We start from the raw sequence: 24,829 nt of genomic DNA on the forward strand, positions 1-24,829 counted from the left end.
TCTTGCTATAAATGCTAGCATTGAACACTTTACATGCTTATAAATTCAGCAATTTTCATTAAAACACTTCACATTAAGGCAGAACCACGGTATTAACGTATACTTATAAAATTAATAACAAGGTGGGAATTTGATCATGAGTTTAATGTCAACAGAGCAAGTTGCAGAATTTTTAGGTGTAAAAGTAGAACGCGTGAAACGACTTGCTCGCGAACATTTACTGATCTCGAAATCACAAGATGACAAAGGTGAGCCTTTGTTCGAACACGATGATGTAAAAAAATACAAAGAGCTTGCCGAGCGAATTGGTGGCCTTTAGCGTTTTTGCTGTTTAATGAAGTGGTGAAGCTGCACAAGCAGTGGCGCCACTTTATCCATTGCCCCTCTTTGCTCGTACCAACAAATACACAATAATAAAAATAGCCCCTGAAATGCCGCCAGCTTGTTGAGCGAAAGGGTAAATTCGTGGTGGGCTGATACAAGTGTTCGGTATTGTTCAAGCAAAGCTTGCTGTTGTTCAGTATTCAGCTGAAAACTGACTACTAAGGCTGCCAAATCAAAATAAACATCATTACTTTTGGCATATTCGAAGTCAATTAAAAACATACCGCTATTATTCACAATGATATTTTCTTTAACCAAATCATTATGGCAAAAGCCCATATCTTTTGGTGCATTAGCAATATAAGCGAGTGACTCTTCTATTAATGTAAGATGCTGTTGGTAGCGAGTGGTGTGTTGATAACAATTAATTTCATAAGCGATGTCCATTGGCTCTGTGAGCAAGGGATACAGGTGCAGATTGACTAAATCTGGCAGTAAACTGTCACAAAAATCGCCGCTGGCAATACGACCTTCAACATAATCGAAAATAGCCGTGTCTGTGGCTTGTTCTAGCCAAAGAGGCGCTGGGCAGCAACTTTGTTTAGCAAAATGTGTTTGAGCAGCCAAGCCTAGTGCAGGCCAATGGTCGCGATAATGTTTTACCAAATAGCTATTGGTCGCTGTTTTTACTAAGTAATTATCGTTACTTAACCCTTCAACCAATGGACTGATTGACGTAATCGTTAACGCGGGATCAAAACGCGAAAATAGCGCGTTTATTTGTTGTTCTGTTTTCATTTAAAGTTGAGCTAATGGCTTAGCTTGATGTTGCTCATACTCTTCATACCAGGTTTTAAACCCCCACGCTGCCATAATGGTATAAAACACAAACAGCACCAAGGTCGGGTAATACCCTTTTTCAAAGTACAAATACATGGAAGCCGCATCTATAACAATCCAGTATAGCCAATTTTCAAGAACTTTTTTGGCGACAAGGTAGGTTGTAACCACAGCAAAACAGGTGGTAAAGCTGTCTAAATATGCAAAATCTGCATGCGTGTAATTGGTCATGATGAAACCAATCACCACCGAGGCTAATGAGGTAGTAAATAAGATCACGACATGCTTTTTTAATGACCACGAAACAATCGGCAACCGGTCTTTATGGTTTAAACCTCGTCGCCAAATTACCCACCCATACACAGCCATGTACATGTAGTATAAGTTAAGCAGCGACTCCATTAATAGTGCGCCATTCCAGTACATTACGGTGTAAATAAAGGTGCTTGCAAACGCGGCAGGCCAACACCATAAGCTCTCTTTAATCGCGAGCAACAAGTACGCCATCGACAACGCCACTGCAATATATTCCCAGTGCGACATTGCCGTAAAGCCAGAGAAAGTTTCGGTTAAAAATTCCATATCACGCCGTCGTTATCGATTACTTAATCATCGCTTGGCGACAAATCACCGTGTAAAAATTTACAAACAAAAATTGCTTTACCAAACTCTTCATAAGAGCGCTTAATTTCAGTGTTAAGTACAGACATGACTAAGTCGTAATCACCAAAAATCTGTGTAGATAGCGTATTAGTAATCACTTTAAGGCCATCATAGCTGTTTACGCGGTCAATAAAGCCTTTAATAAATGGAATGTAATCTTGATGAAGTGGGTATTTACTAATCTCTACAGAAAGTTTCATTTTAAGCTACCGAGTTTTTTAACAGTGTCGCATTGTAACCCGCTTATAGCGACAAGTCATGGCTAAGGCTCGTATTTAGTGTAAAATCAGCCCTATAAATTAAGAGGAGTCATTATGGCACGCCGCATTACATACACATTTAAAAACCAACCTCGCGAAATCAACTTTTCTAAAGACAAGTACCGCGACATGTACCACGCCATTGCGGCAGCTGAGGGAATTGACTTAAGCAATTATTTAAAGATGGAACAACAAATAGAAATGACCTCAAAAGGCTCTGCGGCAGTGCGTAATTTTCGTGACCAAGAGTTTGCAAAAATGGGTTTTAGCGACATCTATTTTATTAAAGAGTAACGTGCTTCGTTACTCTTGATACTCATAGCTGACTCGCGGAGTAATATTACACAGTAGCTCGTAAGGTATGGTACTAGCACACTGCGCTATTTCTTCGACAGGCAGCTCTGGGCCCCACATGATTACTTCGTCACCCACTTGAATATTGTCGCCATTATCGCCAATATCAACTGTTATCATATCCATCGCGACAGTGCCGACAATACCATAGCGTTGTGATTTAATGATCACCGGTGTGCCTTGTCGTGCATGGCGAGGATAGCCATCACCATATCCCATCGCGACAACCGCAAGCTTGGTTGGCTTATCACTGCACCAACGGCCTCCGTAACCAACACACTGATGCGCATCAACATCGCGAATCGCAATAACGCGTGTTGTTAAACGCATCACTGGCGCTAAACCGTGTTCTTTACCCACGCCATTTAGCATCGGCGAGACACCATAAAGCATTAACCCTGGGCGAACCCAATCACCATGCCCATGCGGCCATGCTAAAATACCCGCTGAGTTTGCTAAACAGTGCTGCTGAGCTTTGCCATCCGTTAATGAATCAAATAACGCTATTTGCTGGGTGGTTTTCTCATCGTTTACATCATCAGCACACGAAAAATGCGTCATTAATTTAATATCATCACGTGCATTGTCACTTGCTTTTAAACGATGATAAAACGATTCAAATTGTGATGGTGCAATCCCTAAACGGTGCATCCCTGTATTAATTTTTAACCAACATGCTATCGGTGCATCCAACGTGGCACTTTCAAGTGCAGCCAACTGATTTTCATCATGAATAATGGTCTGAAAGTTATTCGCGAGCAAAATAGGTAAATCGTCTTGATGAAAAAAGCCTTCAAGTAAAACGATTGGTTTTGTTAAACCTCCCGCCCGCAGCGCTAATGCTTCATCAATACGTGCCACTGCAAATGCATCAGCGGCACTTAGGTGCTGGGCAATTTTAACCAAACCGTGGCCATATGCATTGGCCTTTAACACCGCCATCACCTTGCAATTAGGCGCAAAGTGCTTCACTTGCGCTAAGTTATTAGCCAGTGCTTTTAGATTAATTTCGGCGATGGCTAAGCGCATTAATATTCGTCATCCATAGCTGGGCCCGCGTAGTTATCAAAACGTGAGAATTGACCTTGGAACGTAAGACGCACTTTACCGATAGGACCATTACGTTGCTTACCGATTATGATTTCAGCGACCCCTTTCTCGGCACTGTCTTCGTTATACACTTCATCACGATAAATAAACATGATTAAGTCGGCATCCTGCTCGATTGAGCCTGATTCACGTAAGTCAGAGTTGATTGGGCGTTTATCAGCACGTTGCTCTAGCGTACGGTTAAGCTGCGACAGGGCAATTACAGGGCATTGTAGCTCTTTGGCAAGGGCTTTTAATGAACGCGAGATTTCGGCAATCTCTAAGGTACGGTTATCAGATAAGCTCGGAACGCGCATTAGCTGCAAGTAGTCGACCATGATCATACTAATACCGCCATGATCACGTGCGATACGGCGTGCACGCGAACGTACATCGGTCGGTGTAAGGCCCGATGCATCGTCAACATACATCTTCCCTTTTTCCATCAATAAGCCCATGGTTGAAGAGAGGCGAGCCCAATCATCATCATCTAATTGGCCTGTACGTACTTTCGTTTGGTTAATACGACCGAGTGAGGCAAGCATCCTCATCATAATTTGTTCTGACGGCATCTCTAGTGAGTAGATAAGCACGGGTTTGTCTTGCGTCATTGCCGCATGTTCAGCTAAGTTCATCGCAAACGTGGTTTTACCCATTGATGGACGTGCAGCAACAATAATCAGATCTGAAGGCTGCATACCCGCCGTCATTTTATCTAGATCGGCATACCCTGTACTTACACCCGTTACACCATCTTGTGGCGATTGATATAACTCTTCAATCTTATCAACCGTTTTTTCTAGAATGCTATGTAAGCTTTGTGGACCTTCGGTACTTTTAGTACGTTGCTCGGCAATTTTGAATACTTTACTTTCTGCAAAATCGAGCAAATCATGGCTTGTGCGTCCTTCTGGACTAAAGCCCGCTTCGGCGATTTCGTTTGCAACACCAATCATTTCACGAATAACGGCACGTTCACGAACGATATTTGCGTATGCGTCGATGTTGGCAGCACTGGGAGTATTTTTTGCGATTTCAGCAAGGTAAGCAAAGCCACCCACATTGCTCAGCTGATTATTTTTTTCTAAGCTTTCAGAAATGGTGATCAAATCAATCGGGTCGCCTGCTTCTGCAAGACTCACCATCGCTTCAAAAATCAACTTATGTGTGCGGGTATAAAAATCCTGCGAGACAACCAACTCAGCAACACGGTCAAACGCTTGATTATCAAGCATTAAACCACCTAAAACAGATTGCTCAGCTTCAATTGAATGGGGAGGAACTTTTAACGTATCGACTTGCTTATCTGGTTTAGCCATATCTTCACAAAACTTAAATTGAATGGCTCTATTCTATCGACTTGCAAAGGCTGTGCAAATAGAAAAGCGGGAAATCTTCCCGCTTTATTGTAATTAAGCTAAACCTTGGTAACTAGACATATTACTCAGTGCTTAGATTAATGACGCTCACCTTAGTGATTATTTTTGTTTGCGCAGTTCTATGCGACCACTAATGGTATCCATTTCAATATCAGCGTTCCCGCCATTGACACTAAACTCAAGATCACTCGATGGCCCATACTTCGCTTTTATTGCTTTATCATCACTTAACTCATTAACAATTTTGCCGTTTGCATGTGCTTCTATTTCAAACTGGGCTGATACGTCAGCTGGGAAGTAAAACTCCGCATCTCCACTGACAGATTCAAAGCGCACATTTGCACCGGTGAGTAATTTATTAATATGCACTTCGGCTTCGCCGTTTACCGTATTGATACGTAGTTTTTTAATTGCATCAAATGCAAAGTCGATATTACCGTTTACATTTTCAAGACGCACATCTTCGGCTTTGGTTTTTGACTTGATATCGCCATTTACTGCTGTAAAACGCAGCGTACCTTGTGAGTTTTTATCATTAATTTCACCATTCACCGTTTCAAAACGAATGTCACCGTTTAGGTCAATCGCATTGACATCACCATTCACCGTTTCAAAACTCATGTTACCGCTAATATCCTGCACCGTTATATCACCGTTCACAGTATCAATGTCGGCGCCTGCTGCCAGCTCTTTGGCACTGACAGTCACATTCACCCCAGCAAATTCGAGCTCACTGCTTTTTGGCATATAAATCGTTAAACGTGAACCGTCGCCTTTGTTCCAGCCACTTATGTTACGTGGCATTTTGACAATAAACTCGACGCGGCTTCCTTCCACATCTAAACGATAACCGTCGGCTTTATCATCTAATTCACCTTCGATTTTTAACACCGGTTTATCCCACCCTTCAATACGCACATCACCACGTTGGTTTTCAATAAAAATGCGCTTATTCGCAGGTATATCAACCTGTTCATTGATTGTTTGTCCTGCCATTGCCATCAGTGGCAGTAATCCTAATGTTAATGCGAGTAGTTTCATGGTTATCACTCCTAAATCGTTTGCCACTTAGGTGCATGCACCTTATTAATTAAATCAAGTTGTTGCTGATAAACCTGCGACAGCATTTGTAATAACGCAGGATTTTCAGGTTCATTTTCCAGTGCTTGCTTAATGGCACTCTCTGCTTCTTCTAATTCTTTAAGCTGCTGCTGCCAATTGTCGGTAAGTGCAGGTTGATTCTGATATTGCACCAACAAGCCCTGTTTTTGCTTCGTAAAATAATCACTCATGGCTATCATCGTATTCGGCTCGGTCTGAGCAACAAACAATTGCACGCTAAGCAGTGCCGCAACACAGCATGCAGCAACGGCTGCAAGCTTATTCCACGTAAAACGTGACTGTTCAGCTTGTTGCTCTGTAGGGTGAGCAATTGCACGCTCAATACCCGGCCATAAGTTTTTATCTGGGCCGATATCTTGCTTAGGTTGATTAAGCGAGTCATTTAAAAACTGTTCAAAATCTGGCTTACTCATTTTCATACCACTCTTTTAATAACTGCCTTGCACGGTGAAACTGCGATTTACTTGAACCAACGGCCATATCAAGCATGCTGGCTATTTCTTCATGGCGATAGCCTTCAATTGCATGGAGTACAAACACCATACGCGCTCGTTCGGGCAACCTGAGTACTAATTTATCAAGGCCATTTAAACCCTGACAGTCCGCTGCACTTTGTTCATCCATGCCACTTTGCTCAAAGCTCACGACTTTCTGTAACCAGTTTTTATGTTTACGAATATAGCTAATCGCAATATTACTCGTCACGCTGTGTAACCAGGTCGTAAACTGTGAGCGCCCATCAAAATTGGCGATTTTGTGCCACAACTGTACAAACACTTCTTGTGTTGCATCTTCGGCGTGCTCTTTATCTGCAATAAGTCGCAAACAAAGGCTGTAAACACGTTTCACATGCAACTCATAAAGTGCTGCATAGGCAACTTGATCGCCGCTTTTTACGCGCTCAATCAAGGTGTGCTCACTTTGCTGTGCAAACGCTTGCTCTGCATCTATCAACATCCCGGATGTTGTCCTTTATGATTATTGTTGTGAATTTAGTGTATTAGACGTAAGGAGGGATTCAAAAGGTTTAAATGAAACTAAATATTTTTTCGAGCAAGTATCACCTTGCTCGAATTAGGTCATTATTGTGCGGGGCTCGGTTCACTCTGTGGCGGTGTTTTGTAGCTCCAGCCTAAAAACACAATCCGTGCAGGGGTTGACGGTTTCCCCCCATTTTGTACTTTAAGCAGACCCGCATCATAGTGCGCCCCACTGCCGCCTGATGAGGTGATCACCGCACCACGAACACTGCCAAATAGCTCGCCACTTCCCGACAATTTTACCGTGGTAAGCGGCGCATAAATTGCGGCATACAAGTTTGCAGCGCCACTAAATTGCACACCATTCACACCGTTAAATGACGAGTAAAACGACAGCGATGGATGCCCACTGGTCGTTAATCCTTCTTGTTCAGTGATCACTTTAGCACCGGCACCAATATTAACTTTTCCCGTTAATAATACAGTAAGACTGCTGTCTTTTTTGATCGTCAGGGTGGTATCACCTTCCATTGAAAAATCACCATCTATCAATAAGATGACATCGCCCCCTGAGACTTCCATTTTGCCATCACTGGTCATTTTCAAACCATCTAAAGCAAATACATACTCTTTAGAATGGCTCCCATTAGATTGATTTTGAATCTTCTTATCAAACAAAAATACATCAGCTAAGGTCGGCACAATAATTTGGCTGCCACCATTGCTGTGAAACCCTTGTTCAGTATTAAACTTAAATAGTTGAGTAGGCCCAACCGAAATAGAATCATACCCAGTGATACCAGCCATTATGTCAGTCATTTTTTCGGGCAAAATTAAAGGGTCACAGTTGGTATCAGGGTTACTCGGATCGTAATCAGGTGCCGTGGGGTCGGCCACAGTGACGGGTTCAACATTCGGGTTTATATTAAATTTACTATTACTGTAATGTACGCCGTCTTGCTGGTTATTGTAGGTGTCTTTAAAGTCACCAGTACCACCATACATGATATCGAGGGTCTCACCTTGAGTATTATCAATGTAAGTAGACCATTGCATTGTGGCATCACCATTTGCTCTTACTACACCTGAAATGCGGCCACCTCGGTGTTTATAGTAGCCCCGAGTATACACATTTCCATCGACTCGCAGACCACTACCTGGAGAAATATACACCCCCGTATTAGAGTGAATATTACCTATAATGGGCGATGACCCGTTTAAGTAAATTACACCACTGGCTTTTACATCACCTCTAATTGGCGAGTGCCCTGAAAGCACAACATCAGAGTCACCGGCAATAGTTGATACATCACCGTCGTCCGATTTAGTTTCTTCGTAAGTACCTTGGCTTGAATCATAACTGTCGATACTTCCACTGCCCGACAAATTAACCCCTTTACAGCCAACCATCGCATTGGTAAATACCGAGCTGCCTTTGGCACCTTGAATGCCAAAGCGTGCGACTAAATTACTCTGTGCATCGCCTTCAAAGCGCTGCCCTAGGCTGGCAATTTCAAGCTCGCCATCAGGGTTTTTAGTAAGGGTTGCACTAAAGGTAGCATCACTCGCAATAATGCCGGTACCAGACGCTAAATTCGTTTTATTAATTAAATCATCAACCGCTAATACGCCTTCACGGTTCAGTGTTTGTTGTAATAGTTTAGCTTGCTCAAACACCCCTTTTTCGGCTAGCAAACGGCTGTTTAACTTTTTCTGAAAATTACCGCTCAAACGTTCTTGCACAATATTTTCACGCAGTGAGCTCAGCACCACAAGACTGGCCATGCTCGTTAAAATCAGCACTGTAATTAAGGTAAAACCATGTTGCTTATTAAACACTGCCACCACCATATGCCTTCAGTAAGATTGTGTTTGTGAGCGCAATATCGATATTTATACCATTGCCGAATTGCCCAGGTAATTGCTCTGGTTTCACACTCACCGTCACTAATTCACCCGCGATATCAAACGATAAGCTCTCGACCCCAGTTAACAAACGCTCCGCAGCTGCGCCATTCAGTGAGCACATTAAGTTATTATCGTTTAAGCTATAAACTTCAGTAACTTGCACTGCGGTAACTTGACCATCACAGGCAATGACACCAGCAGGCTGAGTGATGGTTATCATGCTTTTATCAGCACTAATAACCGGGGTTATTTGAGTTTGCTTAATGCTGCGATTAAACACTTTACTCGTGTAACGAAGCACCTCTTGTGCATTTTCGAGCTCTTTGCTCACCTGAATCGTGCCTTTAATCGCCGAGTAAGACAAACTAATCCCAGCAAGTAAAAATGCTCCCGCAGCCAGCGCCACCATTAACTCGACTAAGCTAAACCCTTTTGTATGTTTTATCATTAACACACCGCCGACAAATCAGGGAAACTCGCATTCAAACTGATCTGGTTCTCAGCATTATCAGTCATGCGTTTATCGACCCAACTAACATTAATTTGCATGTCATTATTGTATACAGCAGGCAGAGTTATTTCGTAGTCACTAACCTGTGGAGAAAGACTCGCTCTAAAGGTCGCATCTTGAAATAAGCCGGGGTTGGTTTTTTGAATATCACAAATATGCGGCCAAAGTCGCTCTATGCTGTTTTGACCTTGAATAAGCGACACCGTGTAATGAAAACTGTTAGTAGCATACTGAAGCGATTTAAGTTGGGCAGCAGCCAACCCTAATAAAGCGATTCCGGCGATTACCACAGATATCATGACTTCTAGTAATGAAAAACCTTGCTGCTTAATCATGCACATCCTCGCTCTGAACTTTCAACTAACCAGTTTTGGCCACTTTTTAGTACACACATTACATAGTCAGTGGTGTTGCTGTGATTGTCTTTAATATCTATTTGCGCTTGCTGGTTAACCTCGCCACTGGCACTCACGGTCAAGGCTGCTAAATCAACCGTTATGCCAGATTTGGTTACACTAAATTCTTTAAGAACCGTAGCCACGCCCGCTTCATTTAGCGTTACCTGCCAGCGGTTGTTATTAACGACTAAGTTAATTTGTCGCTCACGCTTTACTGCTTCACTGCGCGCATATTTATAGACACTATTTAGTTGATTTGCGGTCGTTACAACGCGATCTTGCAAGATTTGCTGGCTAAATGACGGGAAAGCAAGACTAGCCATAATACCAATAATAACCAGTACGACCATTAATTCTATCAGTGTAAATCCGGCCTTTCGTCGCACTTCAACTACTCCCAACAATCATTCTCTGAGGCGGTGTAACTGCCATCATGTTTCACAGTGAGATCACCACAACGATCACTTGCTTGCGCCGAACCAGACTTTGGTGATGCTTTTAAACTATAACCACGGTTTTTAAAGTCACTGATTGCACCGGCGACTTTATCTGTAGGGGTGTAAGTGAAAGTATAAAAATCAGTATTTTGTGCCGTAAATGCGTTAGGGTAACCACCATTTCTTGAATAAATACGCTCAAGACTCGCGCTATATTGCAATAACTCTTGTTGTATGTCGGCACGGCGACTGCGTTGCATTTGTTCGGTATAAACAGGTAACGCTACGCTATATAAAATACCTAAAATAGCGATAACGATCAGTATTTCAACAAGTGTAAAACCACTGTGTTTTCCCGATGATAATGTCTCCTTCAACTTTCATTCCTTACAACTTTTTTATGAAACCACTATAAATGACAGCGCTGTCGCTGTCAATTTAACCAATTCTAACTAACTAGCCTGATTATACTAACTAAAAATAAAAAATTAAGACAAAAGGCTGTTTGTGTTTAAAATAGGTAAACAAAACCCCATTCCATTAAACATTAATGCAAATAGCACAACTATTGACAGGGAAGCAAAGCAAAAAGAGTAGTAAGTAAGTAAGTAAGTAAGTAAGTAAGTAAGTAAGTAAGTAAGTAAGTAAGTAAGTAAGTAAGTAAGTAAGTAAGTAAGTAAGTAAAATTTAGATACAAAAAAGCCGCGCTTAATAAAGCACGGCTTTTTTTCTACTTAATATTGCTATTAAGCTTCAGCGATAACGATTACTTTGATAGTAGCCGTAACGTCTGAGTGTACTGCGATTGCAACGTCAAATTCGCCAGTCTCACGGATAGTACCTAGAGGTAAACGAACTTCTGATTTTGCAACTTCAACGCCAACAGCTGAAATAGCTTCAGCGATGTCGCGAGTACCGATAGAACCGAATAACTTGCCTTCGTCACCAGCTTTAGAAACTAGTGTAACTTCAGCTAATGCTTCTAACTTGTCAGCGCGAGCTTGAGCAGCAGCTAGATCTTCAGCGATCTTAGCTTCTAACTCAGCACGACGTGCTTCGAAAGTTTCGATGTTAGCTTTAGTTGCAGGAACTGCCTTACCTTGTGGGAAAAGGAAGTTACGTGCGAAGCCAGATTTAACTACAACCTGGTCACCTAGGCCACCTAGGTTTGCGATCTTGTCTAGTAGAATAACTTGCATGTCTCTACACCTTTTAAAAACTGTTAATCCGCTGCTTACTTATGTAAGTCAGTGTATGGAAGAAGGGCTAAGTAGCGAGCACGCTTGATAGCAGTTGCTAGCTGACGCTGATATTTAGCGCTAGTACCTGTGATACGGCTAGGTACGATTTTGCCACTTTCTGTAACATAGTTTCTAAGAGTAGCTAGATCTTTATAATCGATTTGTTGTACGCCTTCCGCTTTAAAGCGGCAGAACTTACGACGTCTGAAATAACGTGCCATGAGTTTAATTCCTCAAAAAATTCTTTCTATATGCTGAGCATGCAAGACCAATTGGCTTAAACCATTTCGGCCTTCGTGTCGGTTTAAAAAACCCGTCACTTGCACTTGTTGCCCAACGTGCAATTGTTGAGTCTGTTGTTGCATTGGCGTGCCACTGGCAACAACTTGAAGCCTGACATAACTATTACGGTTAAGGTCTGCTTCAACTTGCATCGATTTATGTTCAAGAACAAAAATACAATGCGGTATACCAGCAGGGCTTTGACTATATTTTGGGGTTTTACATACAACCCCAGATAACGTCAGCTGATTCATAAAAGGATTAACCGGTTGGCTCATCTTAGTGTCTCAACTGCAAGCGCCATGCTTGGACTCAAAACGATTAAGCAGCTGGTGCTTCTTTCTTCTCTTCTTTCGCAAGAGGAGATGCTTCAGTTACAGCGTCTTTAGTACGCATAACTAAGTTACGAAGCACTGCATCGTTGTAGCGGAAAGTAGTTTCTAGCTCGCTGATTACTTCAGTAGGTGCTTCAACGTTCATAAGAACATAATGAGCTTTGTGAAGCTTGTCGATTGGGTAAGCCAATTGACGACGGCCCCAGTCTTCAAGACGGTGGATAGTACCACCAGCTTCAGTGATAGAACCAGTATAACGTTCGATCATACCAGGTACTTGCTCACTCTGATCAGGGTGAACCATGAATACGATTTCGTAATGACGCATGGATATTCCTTACGGTTAATAGAGCCTTCTACCGTTTCGGCCAGTCGGTTTAAGGCAAGGAATTAAATTTAATAAGCCGAAATGAGCGCGCATTTTACGCTTAGATTGATAATTAAGCAAGATAAAACAGCAAGCCAAGTTACAATCTTATAAATATTTGCAATAGCCTAATTTTCTAAGGTAGTTAAGCATAAAACAAAAAACCCAGCCGAGGCTGGGTTTTTGAGATTCTGAAAAACTAAAATTACTTGATTTTAGCTTCTTTGAAAATCACGTGTTTACGAGCTTTAGGATCGTATTTTTTGATTTCCATTTTTTCAGGCATGTTACGCTTGTTCTTGTCGGTAGTGTAGAAAAAACCAGTACCAGCAGTTGAAACTAAACGGATCTTATCGCGCATGATTCAGTTCCTTAAACTTTTTCGCCACGAGCACGGATTTCTGTAAGAACCGCGTCGATGCCTTTTTTATCGATAATACGCATACCTTTAGTCGTAGTGCGTAATGTTACAAAACGTTTTTCACTTTCAACCCAAAAACGGTGAGTTTGTAGGTTAGGTAGGAAACGACGTTTAGTCGCGTTTCTCGCGTGTGAACGGTGGTTACCAACCGCTGGACGCTTACCTGTAACTTGACATACTTTAGACATGTCTATATATCTCCAATAACTTCGCTCGAGCTTAATTTTCCCTTAGGCCATGTATTTGTGCCCCGGGATAAATCGAAGGGCGCTCTTTATACAGCTTATACAGGCAAAGATCAAGTAACAGATCTTATCCAATCAGCTCATGTGTAAATTTGATAGCGGCTAATTATAATGATCGAAAGCCCTTAGGGAAAGTAAAAACTGCATTTAAATTAAACTAATTTCTAAAAACAGCCTAAACTGCTCATTTTTAACACACTCTCTCGGGCATACAGCCTTATATAAGCCCTCGCTCGGCAAAAGAAACACAATTTTTACCGCCCACAATGATGTGATCCAGCACATTTATGTCAACCAACGACAGCGCTTGCTGTAATTTTTGCGTTATGAACTTATCGGCTTGACTGGGTTCTGCCACACCACTTGGGTGGTTATGAGCCAAAATAAGTGCCGCTGCATTATTTCTTAATGCGGCTTTAACCACTTCGCGAGGATAAACAGATGCGGCATTAATTGTGCCATAAAATAGCACTTCATCTTTAATCAACTGGTTTTGGCTGTCTAAGTACAGCACCATAAACACTTCTTGCTGTAACCCCCGTAGTTTAATTGTTAGGTAGTCGTACACCGACTGAGGCGAATTAAATACAGCCTCTCTATGACATTGCTCGAGCATGTATCGCCGGCTAAGCTCTAACACGGCTTGTAATTGTACATACTTTGCAGCACCTAGGCCCCTTTGTGCACAAAACTCATGTTCTGTGGCATTAAACAAGTTGTGCAATGTACTATTTATACGCAATAGATGCTCAGCCAACTCAACCGCGTTCATGCCCGGCACGCCAGTACGTAAAAATATCGCTAATAACTCAGCATCTGAAAGCGCTTTAGCTCCCTGTAAAAGCAGCTTCTCACGTGGTCTCTCTGCCAATGGTAAATCCGTTAATGGCATCATTTGTCCCTAAAAACATTACTTTGGTCATTAAACTGTAATATAAAATCCAGTTTTTTCCTGTCTTTAAAAAAGAAAACTTCATGCAATCGGCAAAGATTTGCTATCGTTAGCCCATATCGACAAAGGTAAAATTTCACGTAATGACAAAATCAGTTAATAAAAAAATCCTGTTAGGTATGAGTGGTGGCATTGCAGCCTATAAATGTGCAGAACTTGTTCGTCGTTTAAAAGATGCGGGCTGCGACGTTAAAGTGGTCATGACCGACTCAGCCAAACATTTTATAACACCACTGACAATGCAAGCTGTGAGTGGAGAAATTGTCTCTGATTCATTACTTGACCCTGCAGCCGAAGCAGCAATGGGACACATTGAATTTGCCAAATGGGCTGACCTGATTTTAGTCGCCCCCGCGACCAGCAATATCTTAGCGAAAATGGCGATGGGCATTGCCGATGATTTACTGACTACGTTATTGTTAGCCACACCTGCTAAAGTAGCGGTTGCTCCTGCAATGAACCAACAAATGTATGCTCACCCAGCGACTCAAGCAAACCTTAGAACTCTCAAAGATCGCGGCGTCGCAATTTGGGGACCCGGTAAAGGTGAACAAGCCTGTGGTGATGTAGGTGCCGGAAGAATGTTAGAACCTCATGAACTAGTGGCGCTGTGTACGCAACCAGACATTGAGCCATTATTGGCAGGTAAAACAATCACAATTACCGCTGGCCCCACGCGTGAAGCCCTCGATCCTGTGCGTTATATTTCGAATCATAGTTCAGGCAAAATGGGTTATGCCCTTGCAGAAGCAGCGCTTGCTTTAGGTGCTAAGGTCAACCTTATTTCAGGGCCCGTCGCAATTACAGCACCCGCGAATGCAAAGCTCACCAATATTGAAAGCGCAGAGCAACTTTTAACTGCGTCGATGGAACTTGCGGTGCAGTCTGATGTTTTTATTGGGTGTGCTGCAGTCGCCGATTACCGCGCAGCCGCAATTCAAGATCAAAAAATGAAAAAACAAGGTGACGAACTCACGCTCACTTTAGTCAAAAACCCTGATGTGATCGCAAACGTAGCTGGGCTTAGTAAAAACCGCCCTTACACTGTTGGCTTTGCAGCAGAAACGCAAGATGTGGCTAGCTACGCCCAAGGTAAATTAAAAAACAAAAACCTCGACATGATCTGCGCGAATGATGTGTCAAAAGAAGGTCTTGGCTTTAATTCAGATCATAATGCTTTAACACTGTTCTGGCATAATGAGCAGCTAGATTTAGCCATGGGTAGTAAAAAGGATCTCGCGATGAGCGTAATGACTGAGCTTGCCAAGCGTGTGTAAAAATGCTGGAAAGAAGCTGAATAAAACATTAACATAAGCGCCTCATTTGCACAAAAAATGGCTTGTCTGACTCTACTGAGCACAAGTAATAAATTATAAGAAAGGAATGGTCATGCCTGCGACAAAAAGAAGTAATCGCAAAGAGCAGATTCTGCAAGCACTCGCACAAATGTTAGAAACCAGCCCAGGTCAACGTATCACCACCGCAAAATTAGCGGCTGAAGTGGGCGTGTCTGAAGCTGCGTTATATCGTCATTTTCCGAGTAAAGCACGGATGTTTGAAGGCCTAATAGAATTTATTGAAGATACGCTGTTATCACGCATTAACCTCATATTAGAAAATGAGAAAGAAAGCCAAACCCGTGTTTATAATATCTTGCTGTTATTATTAGCCTTTGCTGAGAAAAACCCAGGAATTACTCGCATATTAACCGGCGATGCCCTGCAAGGTGAGCAAGAGCGTTTACGCGAACGAGTGCAAGGCTTATTCGAAAAGCTTGAAACACAATTTAAGCAAGTATTGCGTGAGCGAAAACTACGTGAAGGCAAAGCATTTCAATCAGACGAAACCACGTTAGCCAATTTCTTACTTGCCTATGTCGAAGGTAAGATGAATCAATTCGTGCGTAGCGACTTTAAAGCAAAGCCAAGCTCACAATTTGAAAAGCAATGGCCAGAATTACAAAAAATCTGGTTGTAAAACAAGCTTTATAAGCGCGATGTCATATCGCGCTTAATCCCCCACCTTTTGATTGTCCCCCATAAGCGAGTCCTCGTAGCTCATTTCTCGTAGCGCGTTTCACGTAACTAATAACTTTAACCCACCTTAGGAAACTGGCAACTTATCGTATCTACTCGAATTGTTTATTAAAAACGCTACACTGGGGCATAAACTTAAAAACAATGAGAAAGGTAAATGAAAGCGCAATTATCACTTTTGAGCTTAGCCTTGGTGACTAGCCTAGGCAGCACACAAGTCAGTGCTAAGGAAGCCCTGCAATTTAAAGACGTGTTTGATTTTAAATACGCAAAAGGCACACAACTGTCTGAAGATGGTCGTATCTTAACCTTGAGTGCAGACCCTTATCGCGGCAATGCACAAGGCCAAGTATACACGCTTAATAACAATGCCTTACTAAGCACCGTTGAACGCGGTACGCGCCCTACTATTAATAAAGCAGCAAACTGGGTCGCGTTTACACAAGTACCAACCCTACTTGAAAAAGAAACCACCAAGAAAAAAGATGAGCTAAAAAACAACCTAGTTTTAGTGAATACTAAAGACGGTGAACAACAAACGTTTAACGATGTAAAAGATTATACGTTATCAGATGATGGCGTATGGCTTGCTTACCGTCTTGATCAAAAAGCAGATAAAACTGAGGCCAAAGACGACCAAGAAAAAGACGAAAACAGCAGCGAAATCAAGCCAGACAAAAAAGATAAACGCTTTGATTTAGTGCTTGTTAACCTTCAAGACAAAACCACTCACACTATAAATAATGTATTTAGCTATGCGATTAGCAGCACTGGCGAGCAATTATTAGCAAGCCAAAGCTTTAGTGATGGTGCCGACAACCAAATCGTATTAGTCGACTTAACAAATAGTTTTAATACCAGTGTATTAATTGATGAGCCAGGTGTGGTTGCAAACAAAATTGCATGGCAACCTAACAGCAATACCGCAGCGCTTTTAGTGGGTAATTATGTGAACGATGATACAAGACGTCGCGACCACAGCTTACAGCTTTTAGAAAACGGGGCTCTATCAACCATTAACTCTGCAGATAGCAGCTGGACTATCGGTAAAACAGCCTCACTCACATGGTCTGAAGACGGTAAGCGTCTATATTTCGAGAATCACCCAAAACTGGCTGATAAAGTAAAAGCCAAAGAGTATACAGACGAAGCCTCTTTATATAATTTCGATACAATTCGCGACCATAAGGGCTTAAATGTTTGGCACAATAAAGACGTTGAAATTAAACCTCGTGAAGAACAACAGTGGAATGAGGCTAACAAACTTCGTCACTACCAAGCGGTTTACCACGTAAACGGTAAACAGGTTGTACAATTAAGTACACCCAATATGCCCGAGGTATCACTTAACACTAATCGTGACGCGCTTTTAGGCTACTCAGACCTGCCGTATTTAGAGCGTGTTATGTATGGTGGTTTCTTTGCTGATTACTTCAGTGTTGACGTTAAAACAGGTAAACAAACACCTATCGTCAGTGACTACCCCTTTAGACCCAGCCTTGCGCCAAATGGTCAATACGCGGCATTTTTTAAAGACAGCCACGTTCAGCTAAAAGACCTAGGTAACAACAAAGTTTCGACGTTATCTAAGGCAATTAACGCTATTTTTGCCGATGATAAGCATGACTACCCATCACCTCAACCGGGTTATGGTTTTGCAGGCTGGTTAAACGACAGCAGCCAAGTACTGGTTTACAGCAAATTTGATATTTGGGCTTTTGATGTCGCAACACAAAAGGCAACGCGCTTAACGCAAGGTAAAGAAACAAATACCCAATATCGTGTTATTAAACTTGATAAAGACCACGTTGGCTTTGCTAAAGACGACACATTATTACTAAGCGCAACTAACTTACAAGATAAGCAAACCGAAATTGCCAAGCTTGACTTAACAAGCAATAAAGTAAGCAAAGTACTGTCGGGTAAAAAGCGCTATGATGTGGTGAAAAAAGCTAAAAATGCCGACAAATACCTCTTTACTGCGCAAACGTACCAACAATTCCCTGATTACTACCAAGCAGATTTTAGCTTCAAAAACCCACAGCGTGTGACGAACCTAAACCCGCAAATTAGCAACTTTGCTTGGGGCGAAAAACCTGAACTTATTAGCTATAAAGGCTTTGATGGTGAAGACTTACAAGGTGTTCTAATCAAGCCGGCAGGCTACAAAAAAGGCGACAAAGTGCCCGTCGTTGTGTACTTCTATCGCTATATGAGCCAGCGCATGTATGACTTCCCGAAAATGGAGTTAAATCATCGCCCTAACTTCCCTATGTTTACTTCGAATGGTTACGCCATTTTCTTACCGGATATCCGCTTTGAAATTGGTCACCCAGGTAAATCATCGACCCAAACCATGATCAACGCGACTCAAAAACTGATTGATTTAGGCATTGCCGATCCTAATAAAATAGGTTTACAAGGTCACTCATGGGCAGGCTACCAAAGCGCCTTTATGATCACCCAAACAGATATGTTTAAGGCGGTTGTATCGGGTGCACCTGTATCTAACATGACCAGTGCTTACAGCGGTATTCGCTTAAAATCAGGTCTTGCGCGTCAGTTCCAATACGAAACGGGGCAAAGCCGCATTGGTAAAACATTATTTGAAGCACCTGAACTTTACATCGAGAACTCACCGGTATTCTTTGCAGATAAAGTAAACACACCTATTTTAATTATGTTTGGTGACAAAGATGACGCCGTACCCTGGCACGAAGGCGTACAGTACTATTTGGCACTGCGTCGTGCAGGTAAAGATGCTACATTCTTACAGTATGAAGGTGAGCCACATCACTTGAAGAAATTCCCTAACCAAGTGGATTTTTCAATTCGCATGATGGAGTACTTTGACCATTATCTAAAAGGTAAACCCGCCGCTGAGTGGATCAAAAACGGCGTGCCCTTTATTGAAGAGTAACCAATAAGCTGAATATCAGCTTATCTGCCCCCCTTCCAGAGCCAGCATTGTTGCTGGCTTTGTTCTATAAAATCAATCATTCCATCTATTTTTTCGATTTTATCAATCGATTTAAACCCCAGTTTGTAAGTGGAAAGTTAACCAGAACAGCTCTATATTTCACGCAACTTCCAACTGGAGACAACACAATGTTAAAAAAATCAACCTCAGCATTTTCAAAAGTCGCTGTTGCTGTTTCATTACTCATCGCAACAAATGTACACGCCACTAACGACATCAAATCAAACCAATTTTGGTGGCCAGAGCAACTCGACTTAAGTCAACTGCGCGCACACGGCGCTGAATCAAACCCAATGGGTCCTTACTTTGACTACAAAAAAGAATTTTTAAAGTTAGACCTTAATGCAGTGAAAGCCGATATTGAAAAAGTGCTTACTGACTCTCAAGACTGGTGGCCTGCCGACTACGGTCACTATGGTCCATTCTTCATTCGTATGGCGTGGCACGCATCAGGTACTTACCGTACATTCGATGGCCGTGGTGGCGCTGGCGGTGGTCAACAACGTTTCGACCCACTAAACAGCTGGCCAGATAACGCCAACTTAGACAAAGCGCGTCGCTTACTTTGGCCTATTAAACAAAAATACGGTCGCAGCATCTCATGGGCAGATTTAATGGCCCTAACAGGTAATGTGGCACTTGAATCAATGGGTTTCAAAACATTCGGCTATGCCGGTGGTCGTGAAGACGATTGGGAGCCAGATTACGTTTACTGGGGCCCTGAAGGCAAAATGTTAACTGACGAGCGCCGCGACAAAAAAGGCAAACTAAAAGGTCCATTAGCAGCGGTTGAAATGGGTTTAATCTATGTGAATCCAGAAGGTCCACATGGCAACCCAGACCCACTTCTTGCGGCTGATGATATTCGCTTATCGTTTGGTCGTATGGCAATGAACGATGAAGAAATCGTTGCACTTATCGCAGGTGGTCACAGTTTTGGTAAAGCACACGGTGCGAAAAAAGCGACTTGTTTAGACAAAGAACCCGCCGCAGCCGCTATCGAAGAGCAAGGTTTAGGTTGGAAAAACAAGTGCGGTAAAGGTCACTCAGAAGATACTGTTACTTCAGGTCTTGAAGGTGCATGGACCGTGACGCCAACGCAATGGTCAATCAACTACTTACAAAACTTATTTGCATTTGAGTGGGTTAAAACAAAAAGCCCAGCAGGCGCAACACAATGGATCCCAGAAAATGGTCAAGCGTCTAACCTAGTGCCAGATGCGCACATTAAAGGTAAGCGTCATGCGCCTATCATGTTCACAACTGATATCGCGTTAAAGGCAGATCCCGCGTTTCGTAAAATTTCAGAGCGTTTCTTAAACGACCCGAAAGAGTTCGAACTAGCGTTTGCTAAAGCATGGTTCAAGCTAAACCACCGTGACATGGGCCCACGCGCTCGTTACTTAGGTGACTTAGTGCCAGAAGAAGTGCTAATTTGGCAAGATTACATTCCTGAAGTTGACCACAAGCTAGTTGATAGCAAAGACATCGCGTCACTTAAAGCAAGCATTTTAGATTCGGGTTTATCTGTATCTGAACTGGTACGTGTGGCGTGGGCATCAGCAGCAAGCTACCGCGATACTGACATGCGTGGTGGTGCAAATGGGGCACGTATTCGTTTTGCTCCACAAAAAGATTGGCCAGTAAACAACCCGAAAGAAGTGGCAAATGTACTGAGCAAGCTTGAGAAAATCCAAACTAAGTTCAATAAAAATGCAGCAGGTGGAAAAGAAATTTCACTGGCAGATATGATTGTTCTGGGTGGCGCGGCTGCTATCGAAAAAGCAGCAAGTGATGCAGGTTTTTCTATTGCAGTACCATTCAAGCCAGGTCGTATGGACGCATCACTCGAAATGACTGACGTTGAATCGTTTGAAGTACTTGAGCCAACGGCAGACGCGTTCCGTAACTACTACAGCTCAGCATGGAAATCACCTGCTGAAATGTTAGTTGAGCGTGCTGATTTACTAAGCTTATCGGTGCCAGAAATGACAGCACTACTAGGTGGTATGCGTGCCCTTAACGCTAATACTAACCAAACACAACACGGTGTATTCACGAAAAAACCTGGCACATTAAGCAACGATTTCTTCGTTAACCTACTCGATATGTCAACGAAGTGGTCTAAGTCATCTGAAGAAGGTGTTTACGAAGGCCGTGACCGTCAGTCAGGCAAGCTTAAGTGGACAGCAACACCGGTAGACTTAATCTTTGGGTCTAACTCAGAGCTACGCTCTATTGCTGAAGTGTATGCATCTGACGATGCTAAACAAAAGTTTGTTGACGACTTCGTTGCAGCATGGACTAAAGTAATGACGCTAGACAGATTCGACCTACGTTAATACCTATACCAACTCGCTTAATTCAGTATTATTGCGCGTTGGTATTCATTTTTCGCAACCCATTAAGCCGCTTTTACAGCGGCTTTTTTATGTTCAGTTTAAAATGTGCTCGACAATGCAGCTAATTACGTTAAAAATAACACTTTATTACTAAACAATTTAGACATAGGCACCAAGGATGATCGCACGTTTATTATTGCTATTTTTTATCAGCCACTCCTTCTTTGCCTTTGCACAAAATAGCCCTACCACATCCGTTGACTCCGTTATATCGCTTAACAATGAACAGGTTAACTTAACACATTTCGATATGAGTTATTTTATTGATAAAACAGGAAAAATGACACTATCGCAAATACAAAATCAAACATTCACAGCCAGTAAAAATGAGCTCACTCTGGGCACTAATGCCAAAACAACGTGGTCAAAAATAACCGTCAAAAACAACGACAGCGATACCTTACGTTTATTTATTCACAACCCCGATGCTTACCATCTAGAAGAGGTAGGATTTTACGAAACCCACAATGGGCAACTCATTAATCAATCTGAAATTCAACTAGATACATCGGGTCCAAAAGCCAATATGTTCGGCGGCAGTGCTGTGTTTTCGTTCTATATTGCCCCACAGCAGCAAAAAACTATTTATGTAAAAAGCGTTACTTTTTCGCATCAATGGTTTGCTCTAAATATTTATAATGAAGAGCATTCAAAACGCGCCCTAGTTGGCAACGGCAACTACATTGCATTACTGGTTGGCATGATGCTAGCGCTGATGATCTATAATTTTTTCTTGTACTTATCGGCACGTAAAATAGAAAATATTGTTTACGCCCTGTATTTAATATCGGGCACGGTATGGGTGGCGCTTTCGTATGGCGTAGCTGCTAACTTTTTTGGCATTTTTAGTGCTGAAGTACTGCAACTTAATTCTAGTTTGCTCAGTATGCCCAGCTTTTTAGTAATTTTTGTGATGCTAATTTTCGAAACTAAAAAGCATTACCCAAAAGAGCATATAGCCCTGTCGCTCATTCTCGTATTACTAGTTGGCGACTTTATCTACAGTTTATTCGATGTCGTTGGCGCACTAAAACCAGCCAGCACCCTTGCTGCAATGATGATGACCGTCACCTTTGGTGTCTCTATTTCACTGTGGCGAAAAGGGGATCCACTCGCCAAATATTTTTTACTTGGCCATTCACTGTTCGTTATATTCAATATGCTGGCCGTGCTTTATTACAAAGGCATCACCGACGCGAACGTGATAAACAGTCATGGCGTCGGCATAGGTATTTTACTCGAAGCATTAATGATGGCGTTTATATTGTCTTACCGTATAAAAACGCTCGAAAAAATCAAAGCACAGCAAAAAGAATTAACGCGCCTTGTCGATACCGACCCAATGACAGGCCTGTATAACCGACGCTACTTTGATAGAAAAAGTGAAGAGCTCATTGCTGCAATGGCAAGCAATCATCAAGAGTTAACGCTGATCATCGCCGATCTCGACCATTTTAAAGCCATTAACGACACTTATGGCCATGATATTGGCGATAAAGTTATTATTGAGTTTGCAAACATACTCACTACACAACAACGAAAAGACGATATAGCCTGCCGCTACGGCGGTGAAGAATTTGTACTTTTACTGCATTGCAGCCTACACGACGCCAAATCCGTGGCCGAGCGCATCCGCGAAAAAGCAGCAAACACCCGCATCAAAAGCAATGATGCTCAAGCCGTAAAGTTTACCGTAAGCCTAGGCGTTCACAGCGTTGCCCATGCCTCAACCACAATAAAAGAAACCCTATCAATTGCCGACAAAGCCCTTTATAAAGCAAAAAACAATGGCCGAAACTGTGTTGAAGTAGCGGTGTAAGCGAGTTCACATAACGGTAATGAACAAGTTATTCACCGTCGGTCATTTTATACAACTGCACGTTTAAAGCACTTCGCACATACTAAGCCCAACTAATAAGCAAAAGCGGAATTGGCGCAAAGCCGAGCGACTAGAGTCTATTATCAACAATACTGCCCTGCTGCAAAGCCACAGCTCCAAGCGTATTGGAAGTTGTAGCCGCCTAACCAGCCTGTCACGTCGGTAACTTCGCCGATAAAGTAAAGGCCGGGTGACTTTTTGGCTTCGAAGGTTTTTGAGCTTAACTCATCGGTGTCTACACCGCCTAGCGTGACCTCTGCTGTGCGATACCCTTCGGTGCCGTTAGGTTTTATTTGCCAGTTGTGGATGTAGTCGTGCAGCGCATCTATTTGCGTGTGGGTTAGCTGATTAACATTACAATCAGGAATAGCTTTGGTGTCGTGCAGCATCTCTACAAAACGCTTTGGCAATATCGTCGCGAGGGTATTTTTTAGCGACTTTTGGCCTTGGCTTTGACGCCACTCTTCAAGCTGCTGTTTTAAATCGAGCGCTGGTAATAAATTAATATACACACTCTGCCCTGCGCGCCAAAACGAGCTAATTTGTAAAATAGCAGGTCCCGACAAACCTCGGTGAGTAAAGAGTATGTTTTCTTTAAATTGTGTACCGTCTTCACTTGTTACCACACACGGAATACTGATCCCCGATAGTCCATCAAAACGGTCTTTATCGTGCTGGTGCAAAGTGAATGGCACAAGCGCTGCCATTGTGGGTAAAACCGTTAAGCCAAATTGCTCAGCAATTTTGTAGCCAATGGGCGATGCACCCAGTTTTGGCATTGTTAAGCCACCCGATGCAACCACCAGCGATTCACATTGATAAGTATCTTGCTCGGTTATTACCTCGTACCCTGCATCAGTTTTTGTGACGCTAAGCACTTCGTTGCGCAAGGCTATGTTCACGCCCGCCCACTCACATTCAGTCAATAAAATATCAACAATATCTTGAGCGCTATTGTCACAAAATAATTGACCCAGTGTTTTATGGTGATACGCCAAACCATGGCGGTCTACCAACTCAATAAAGTCGTGTTGGGTATAGCGACTTAAACACGACTTTACGAAATGAGGGTTTGTACATAAGTAATTATCTGGGCTGGCATTTTCATTGGTGAAGTTACACCGCCCACCACCGCTGATTAAAATTTTACGGCCCGGCTTTTTACCCATATCAAGCACTGTAACCGCTCGGCCTCGGTAACCTGCTTGTGCTGCACACATTAAACCTGCGGCACCGGCGCCAATCACAATTACATCTACTTGGGTCATTACTCATACTCATTAAAAAATTTAGCTGATTATAACAAGTTATTTTATACGCGGTGTTAACAGAAAGGTGTTTTTACAAAAAAGATAAACCTAAAAAACGAAATAAAGCAAAAACTCTAAATAGAAAAATTAAAACTTTAGAATGAGAAAACCACC

At 42.4% G+C, this 24,829-nt stretch carries 28 protein-coding genes; 7 read left to right on the forward strand and 21 right to left on the reverse strand.

The features are described 5' to 3' along the window. The first annotated feature begins 136 nt into the window (after nt 1-136). A complete protein-coding gene (locus D0907_RS14200; protein ID WP_036973088.1) occupies nt 137-319 on the forward strand; it encodes a hypothetical protein in 183 nt (60 codons plus the stop codon). Here D0907_RS14200 and D0907_RS14205 read toward each other — a convergent pair. Genes D0907_RS14205 through D0907_RS14215 form a run of 3 tightly spaced genes read right to left on the reverse strand, consistent with a single transcriptional unit; the run spans nt 316 to nt 2,027 of the window. Further along, nucleotides 316-1,122: a phosphotransferase family protein gene (locus D0907_RS14205; RefSeq protein WP_065978322.1), complete on the reverse strand. Its 807-nt coding sequence runs from the start codon at nt 1,120-1,122 to the stop codon at nt 316-318. The two genes, D0907_RS14200 and D0907_RS14205, sit on opposite strands and share 4 nt — an antisense overlap. Beyond that, nucleotides 1,123-1,746, reverse strand: a complete 624-nt coding sequence (gene pnuC / locus D0907_RS14210; protein ID WP_036973092.1) for a nicotinamide riboside transporter PnuC — start codon at nt 1,744-1,746, stop codon at nt 1,123-1,125. It lies immediately after the preceding gene. Between the two features lie 23 nt (nt 1,747-1,769). Further along, a complete protein-coding gene (locus D0907_RS14215; RefSeq protein WP_036973093.1) occupies nt 1,770-2,027 on the reverse strand; it encodes a YkoF family thiamine/hydroxymethylpyrimidine-binding protein in 258 nt (85 codons plus the stop codon). Nucleotides 2,028-2,141: 114 nt separating this feature from the next. Between D0907_RS14215 and D0907_RS14220 the strand changes: the two genes are divergently transcribed. Further along, on the forward strand, nt 2,142-2,381 hold the full coding sequence (locus tag D0907_RS14220; protein WP_036973096.1) for a DUF2960 domain-containing protein: 240 nt from the start codon (nt 2,142-2,144) through the stop codon (nt 2,379-2,381). Nucleotides 2,382-2,390: 9 nt separating this feature from the next. Here the strand turns inward: D0907_RS14220 and alr are convergent, their stop codons facing one another. The 17 genes from alr to radC form a co-directional block, all read right to left on the reverse strand. Next, nucleotides 2,391-3,470, reverse strand: a complete 1,080-nt coding sequence (gene alr / locus D0907_RS14225) for an alanine racemase (protein ID WP_074989353.1) — start codon at nt 3,468-3,470, stop codon at nt 2,391-2,393. Continuing rightward, nucleotides 3,470-4,849 carry a replicative DNA helicase gene (gene dnaB, locus D0907_RS14230; protein ID WP_036973100.1) on the reverse strand — a complete coding sequence of 460 codons (1,380 nt, stop codon included), beginning with the start codon at nt 4,847-4,849 and terminating at the stop codon, nt 3,470-3,472. The genes alr and dnaB overlap by 1 nt, the downstream gene beginning before the upstream one ends. 159 nt (nt 4,850-5,008) lie before the next feature. Next, on the reverse strand, nt 5,009-5,950 hold the full coding sequence (locus tag D0907_RS14235) for a DUF4097 family beta strand repeat-containing protein (protein ID WP_036973102.1): 942 nt from the start codon (nt 5,948-5,950) through the stop codon (nt 5,009-5,011). Between the two features lie 11 nt (nt 5,951-5,961). After that, nucleotides 5,962-6,450, reverse strand: coding sequence for a hypothetical protein (locus tag D0907_RS14240; protein ID WP_083202712.1), 489 nt, complete (start codon nt 6,448-6,450; stop codon nt 5,962-5,964). After that, nucleotides 6,437-6,988 carry an RNA polymerase sigma factor gene (locus tag D0907_RS14245; RefSeq protein ID WP_036973104.1) on the reverse strand — a complete coding sequence of 184 codons (552 nt, stop codon included), beginning with the start codon at nt 6,986-6,988 and terminating at the stop codon, nt 6,437-6,439. Before D0907_RS14245 ends, D0907_RS14240 begins: the two co-directional genes overlap by 14 nt. Before the next feature lie 125 nt (nt 6,989-7,113). Beyond that, nucleotides 7,114-8,850: a DUF7305 domain-containing protein gene (locus D0907_RS14250; protein ID WP_244223132.1), complete on the reverse strand. Its 1,737-nt coding sequence runs from the start codon at nt 8,848-8,850 to the stop codon at nt 7,114-7,116. After that, complete coding sequence (locus D0907_RS14255) at nt 8,843-9,367, reverse strand: prepilin-type N-terminal cleavage/methylation domain-containing protein (RefSeq protein ID WP_118844648.1); 525 nt, start codon at nt 9,365-9,367, stop codon at nt 8,843-8,845. Before D0907_RS14255 ends, D0907_RS14250 begins: the two co-directional genes overlap by 8 nt. After that, nucleotides 9,367-9,765: a type IV pilus modification PilV family protein gene (locus D0907_RS14260; protein WP_118844649.1), complete on the reverse strand. Its 399-nt coding sequence runs from the start codon at nt 9,763-9,765 to the stop codon at nt 9,367-9,369. Before D0907_RS14260 ends, D0907_RS14255 begins: the two co-directional genes overlap by 1 nt. Next, nucleotides 9,762-10,214 (reverse strand): GspH/FimT family pseudopilin, encoded by a 453-nt coding sequence (locus tag D0907_RS14265; protein ID WP_036973108.1) that lies wholly within the window; start codon nt 10,212-10,214, stop codon nt 9,762-9,764. The genes D0907_RS14260 and D0907_RS14265 overlap by 4 nt, the downstream gene beginning before the upstream one ends. A gap of 5 nt (nt 10,215-10,219) precedes the next feature. Next, nucleotides 10,220-10,642 carry a type IV pilin protein gene (locus tag D0907_RS14270; RefSeq protein ID WP_118844650.1) on the reverse strand — a complete coding sequence of 141 codons (423 nt, stop codon included), beginning with the start codon at nt 10,640-10,642 and terminating at the stop codon, nt 10,220-10,222. A gap of 369 nt (nt 10,643-11,011) precedes the next feature. Next, the gene (rplI, locus tag D0907_RS14275) at nt 11,012-11,464 is read right to left on the reverse strand and encodes a 50S ribosomal protein L9 (RefSeq protein WP_036973111.1); all 453 of its coding nucleotides are present in this window, start codon (nt 11,462-11,464) and stop codon (nt 11,012-11,014) included. Nucleotides 11,465-11,499: 35 nt separating this feature from the next. Continuing rightward, nucleotides 11,500-11,727, reverse strand: coding sequence for a 30S ribosomal protein S18 (gene rpsR / locus D0907_RS14280; protein ID WP_002962753.1), 228 nt, complete (start codon nt 11,725-11,727; stop codon nt 11,500-11,502). A gap of 12 nt (nt 11,728-11,739) precedes the next feature. Beyond that, nucleotides 11,740-12,042: a primosomal replication protein N gene (gene priB, locus D0907_RS14285; RefSeq protein WP_036973732.1), complete on the reverse strand. Its 303-nt coding sequence runs from the start codon at nt 12,040-12,042 to the stop codon at nt 11,740-11,742. A 67-nt stretch (nt 12,043-12,109) separates the two neighbouring features. Beyond that, the gene (rpsF, locus tag D0907_RS14290; protein ID WP_036973113.1) at nt 12,110-12,451 is read right to left on the reverse strand and encodes a 30S ribosomal protein S6; all 342 of its coding nucleotides are present in this window, start codon (nt 12,449-12,451) and stop codon (nt 12,110-12,112) included. Nucleotides 12,452-12,695: 244 nt separating this feature from the next. Further along, entirely contained in the window at nt 12,696-12,851 is a 156-nt protein-coding gene (gene rpmG, locus D0907_RS14295) for a 50S ribosomal protein L33 (RefSeq protein ID WP_022946036.1), read from the reverse strand. An 11-nt stretch (nt 12,852-12,862) separates the two neighbouring features. After that, complete coding sequence (gene rpmB, locus D0907_RS14300; RefSeq protein WP_036973115.1) at nt 12,863-13,099, reverse strand: 50S ribosomal protein L28; 237 nt, start codon at nt 13,097-13,099, stop codon at nt 12,863-12,865. 274 nt (nt 13,100-13,373) lie between these two features. Beyond that, nucleotides 13,374-14,048 (reverse strand): RadC family protein, encoded by a 675-nt coding sequence (gene radC, locus D0907_RS14305; RefSeq protein WP_036973117.1) that lies wholly within the window; start codon nt 14,046-14,048, stop codon nt 13,374-13,376. Between the two features lie 143 nt (nt 14,049-14,191). Here radC and coaBC point away from each other — a divergent pair, with 143 nt between their 5' ends. The 5 genes from coaBC (at nt 14,192) to D0907_RS14330 (ending at nt 23,345) form a co-directional block, all read left to right on the forward strand. Further along, entirely contained in the window at nt 14,192-15,385 is a 1,194-nt protein-coding gene (gene coaBC / locus D0907_RS14310) for a bifunctional phosphopantothenoylcysteine decarboxylase/phosphopantothenate--cysteine ligase CoaBC (protein WP_065978320.1), read from the forward strand. A gap of 112 nt (nt 15,386-15,497) precedes the next feature. Then, nucleotides 15,498-16,085: a nucleoid occlusion factor SlmA gene (gene slmA, locus D0907_RS14315; RefSeq protein ID WP_036973120.1), complete on the forward strand. Its 588-nt coding sequence runs from the start codon at nt 15,498-15,500 to the stop codon at nt 16,083-16,085. A 216-nt stretch (nt 16,086-16,301) separates the two neighbouring features. Next, the gene (locus D0907_RS14320) at nt 16,302-19,064 is read left to right on the forward strand and encodes an alpha/beta hydrolase family protein (protein ID WP_118844651.1); all 2,763 of its coding nucleotides are present in this window, start codon (nt 16,302-16,304) and stop codon (nt 19,062-19,064) included. 188 nt (nt 19,065-19,252) lie between these two features. After that, on the forward strand, nt 19,253-21,466 hold the full coding sequence (gene katG, locus D0907_RS14325) for a catalase/peroxidase HPI (protein ID WP_036973125.1): 2,214 nt from the start codon (nt 19,253-19,255) through the stop codon (nt 21,464-21,466). A gap of 178 nt (nt 21,467-21,644) precedes the next feature. Further along, nucleotides 21,645-23,345 carry a sensor domain-containing diguanylate cyclase gene (locus D0907_RS14330; protein WP_118844652.1) on the forward strand — a complete coding sequence of 567 codons (1,701 nt, stop codon included), beginning with the start codon at nt 21,645-21,647 and terminating at the stop codon, nt 23,343-23,345. Nucleotides 23,346-23,488: 143 nt separating this feature from the next. Here the strand turns inward: D0907_RS14330 and D0907_RS14335 are convergent, their stop codons facing one another. Continuing rightward, nucleotides 23,489-24,673, reverse strand: a complete 1,185-nt coding sequence (locus D0907_RS14335) for a BaiN/RdsA family NAD(P)/FAD-dependent oxidoreductase (protein WP_118844653.1) — start codon at nt 24,671-24,673, stop codon at nt 23,489-23,491. Nucleotides 24,674-24,829: the final 156 nt, after the last annotated feature.

Origin of the sequence: Pseudoalteromonas lipolytica (genome assembly GCF_003515105.1) — a bacterium.
GTDB lineage: Bacteria > Pseudomonadota > Gammaproteobacteria > Enterobacterales > Alteromonadaceae > Pseudoalteromonas > Pseudoalteromonas lipolytica.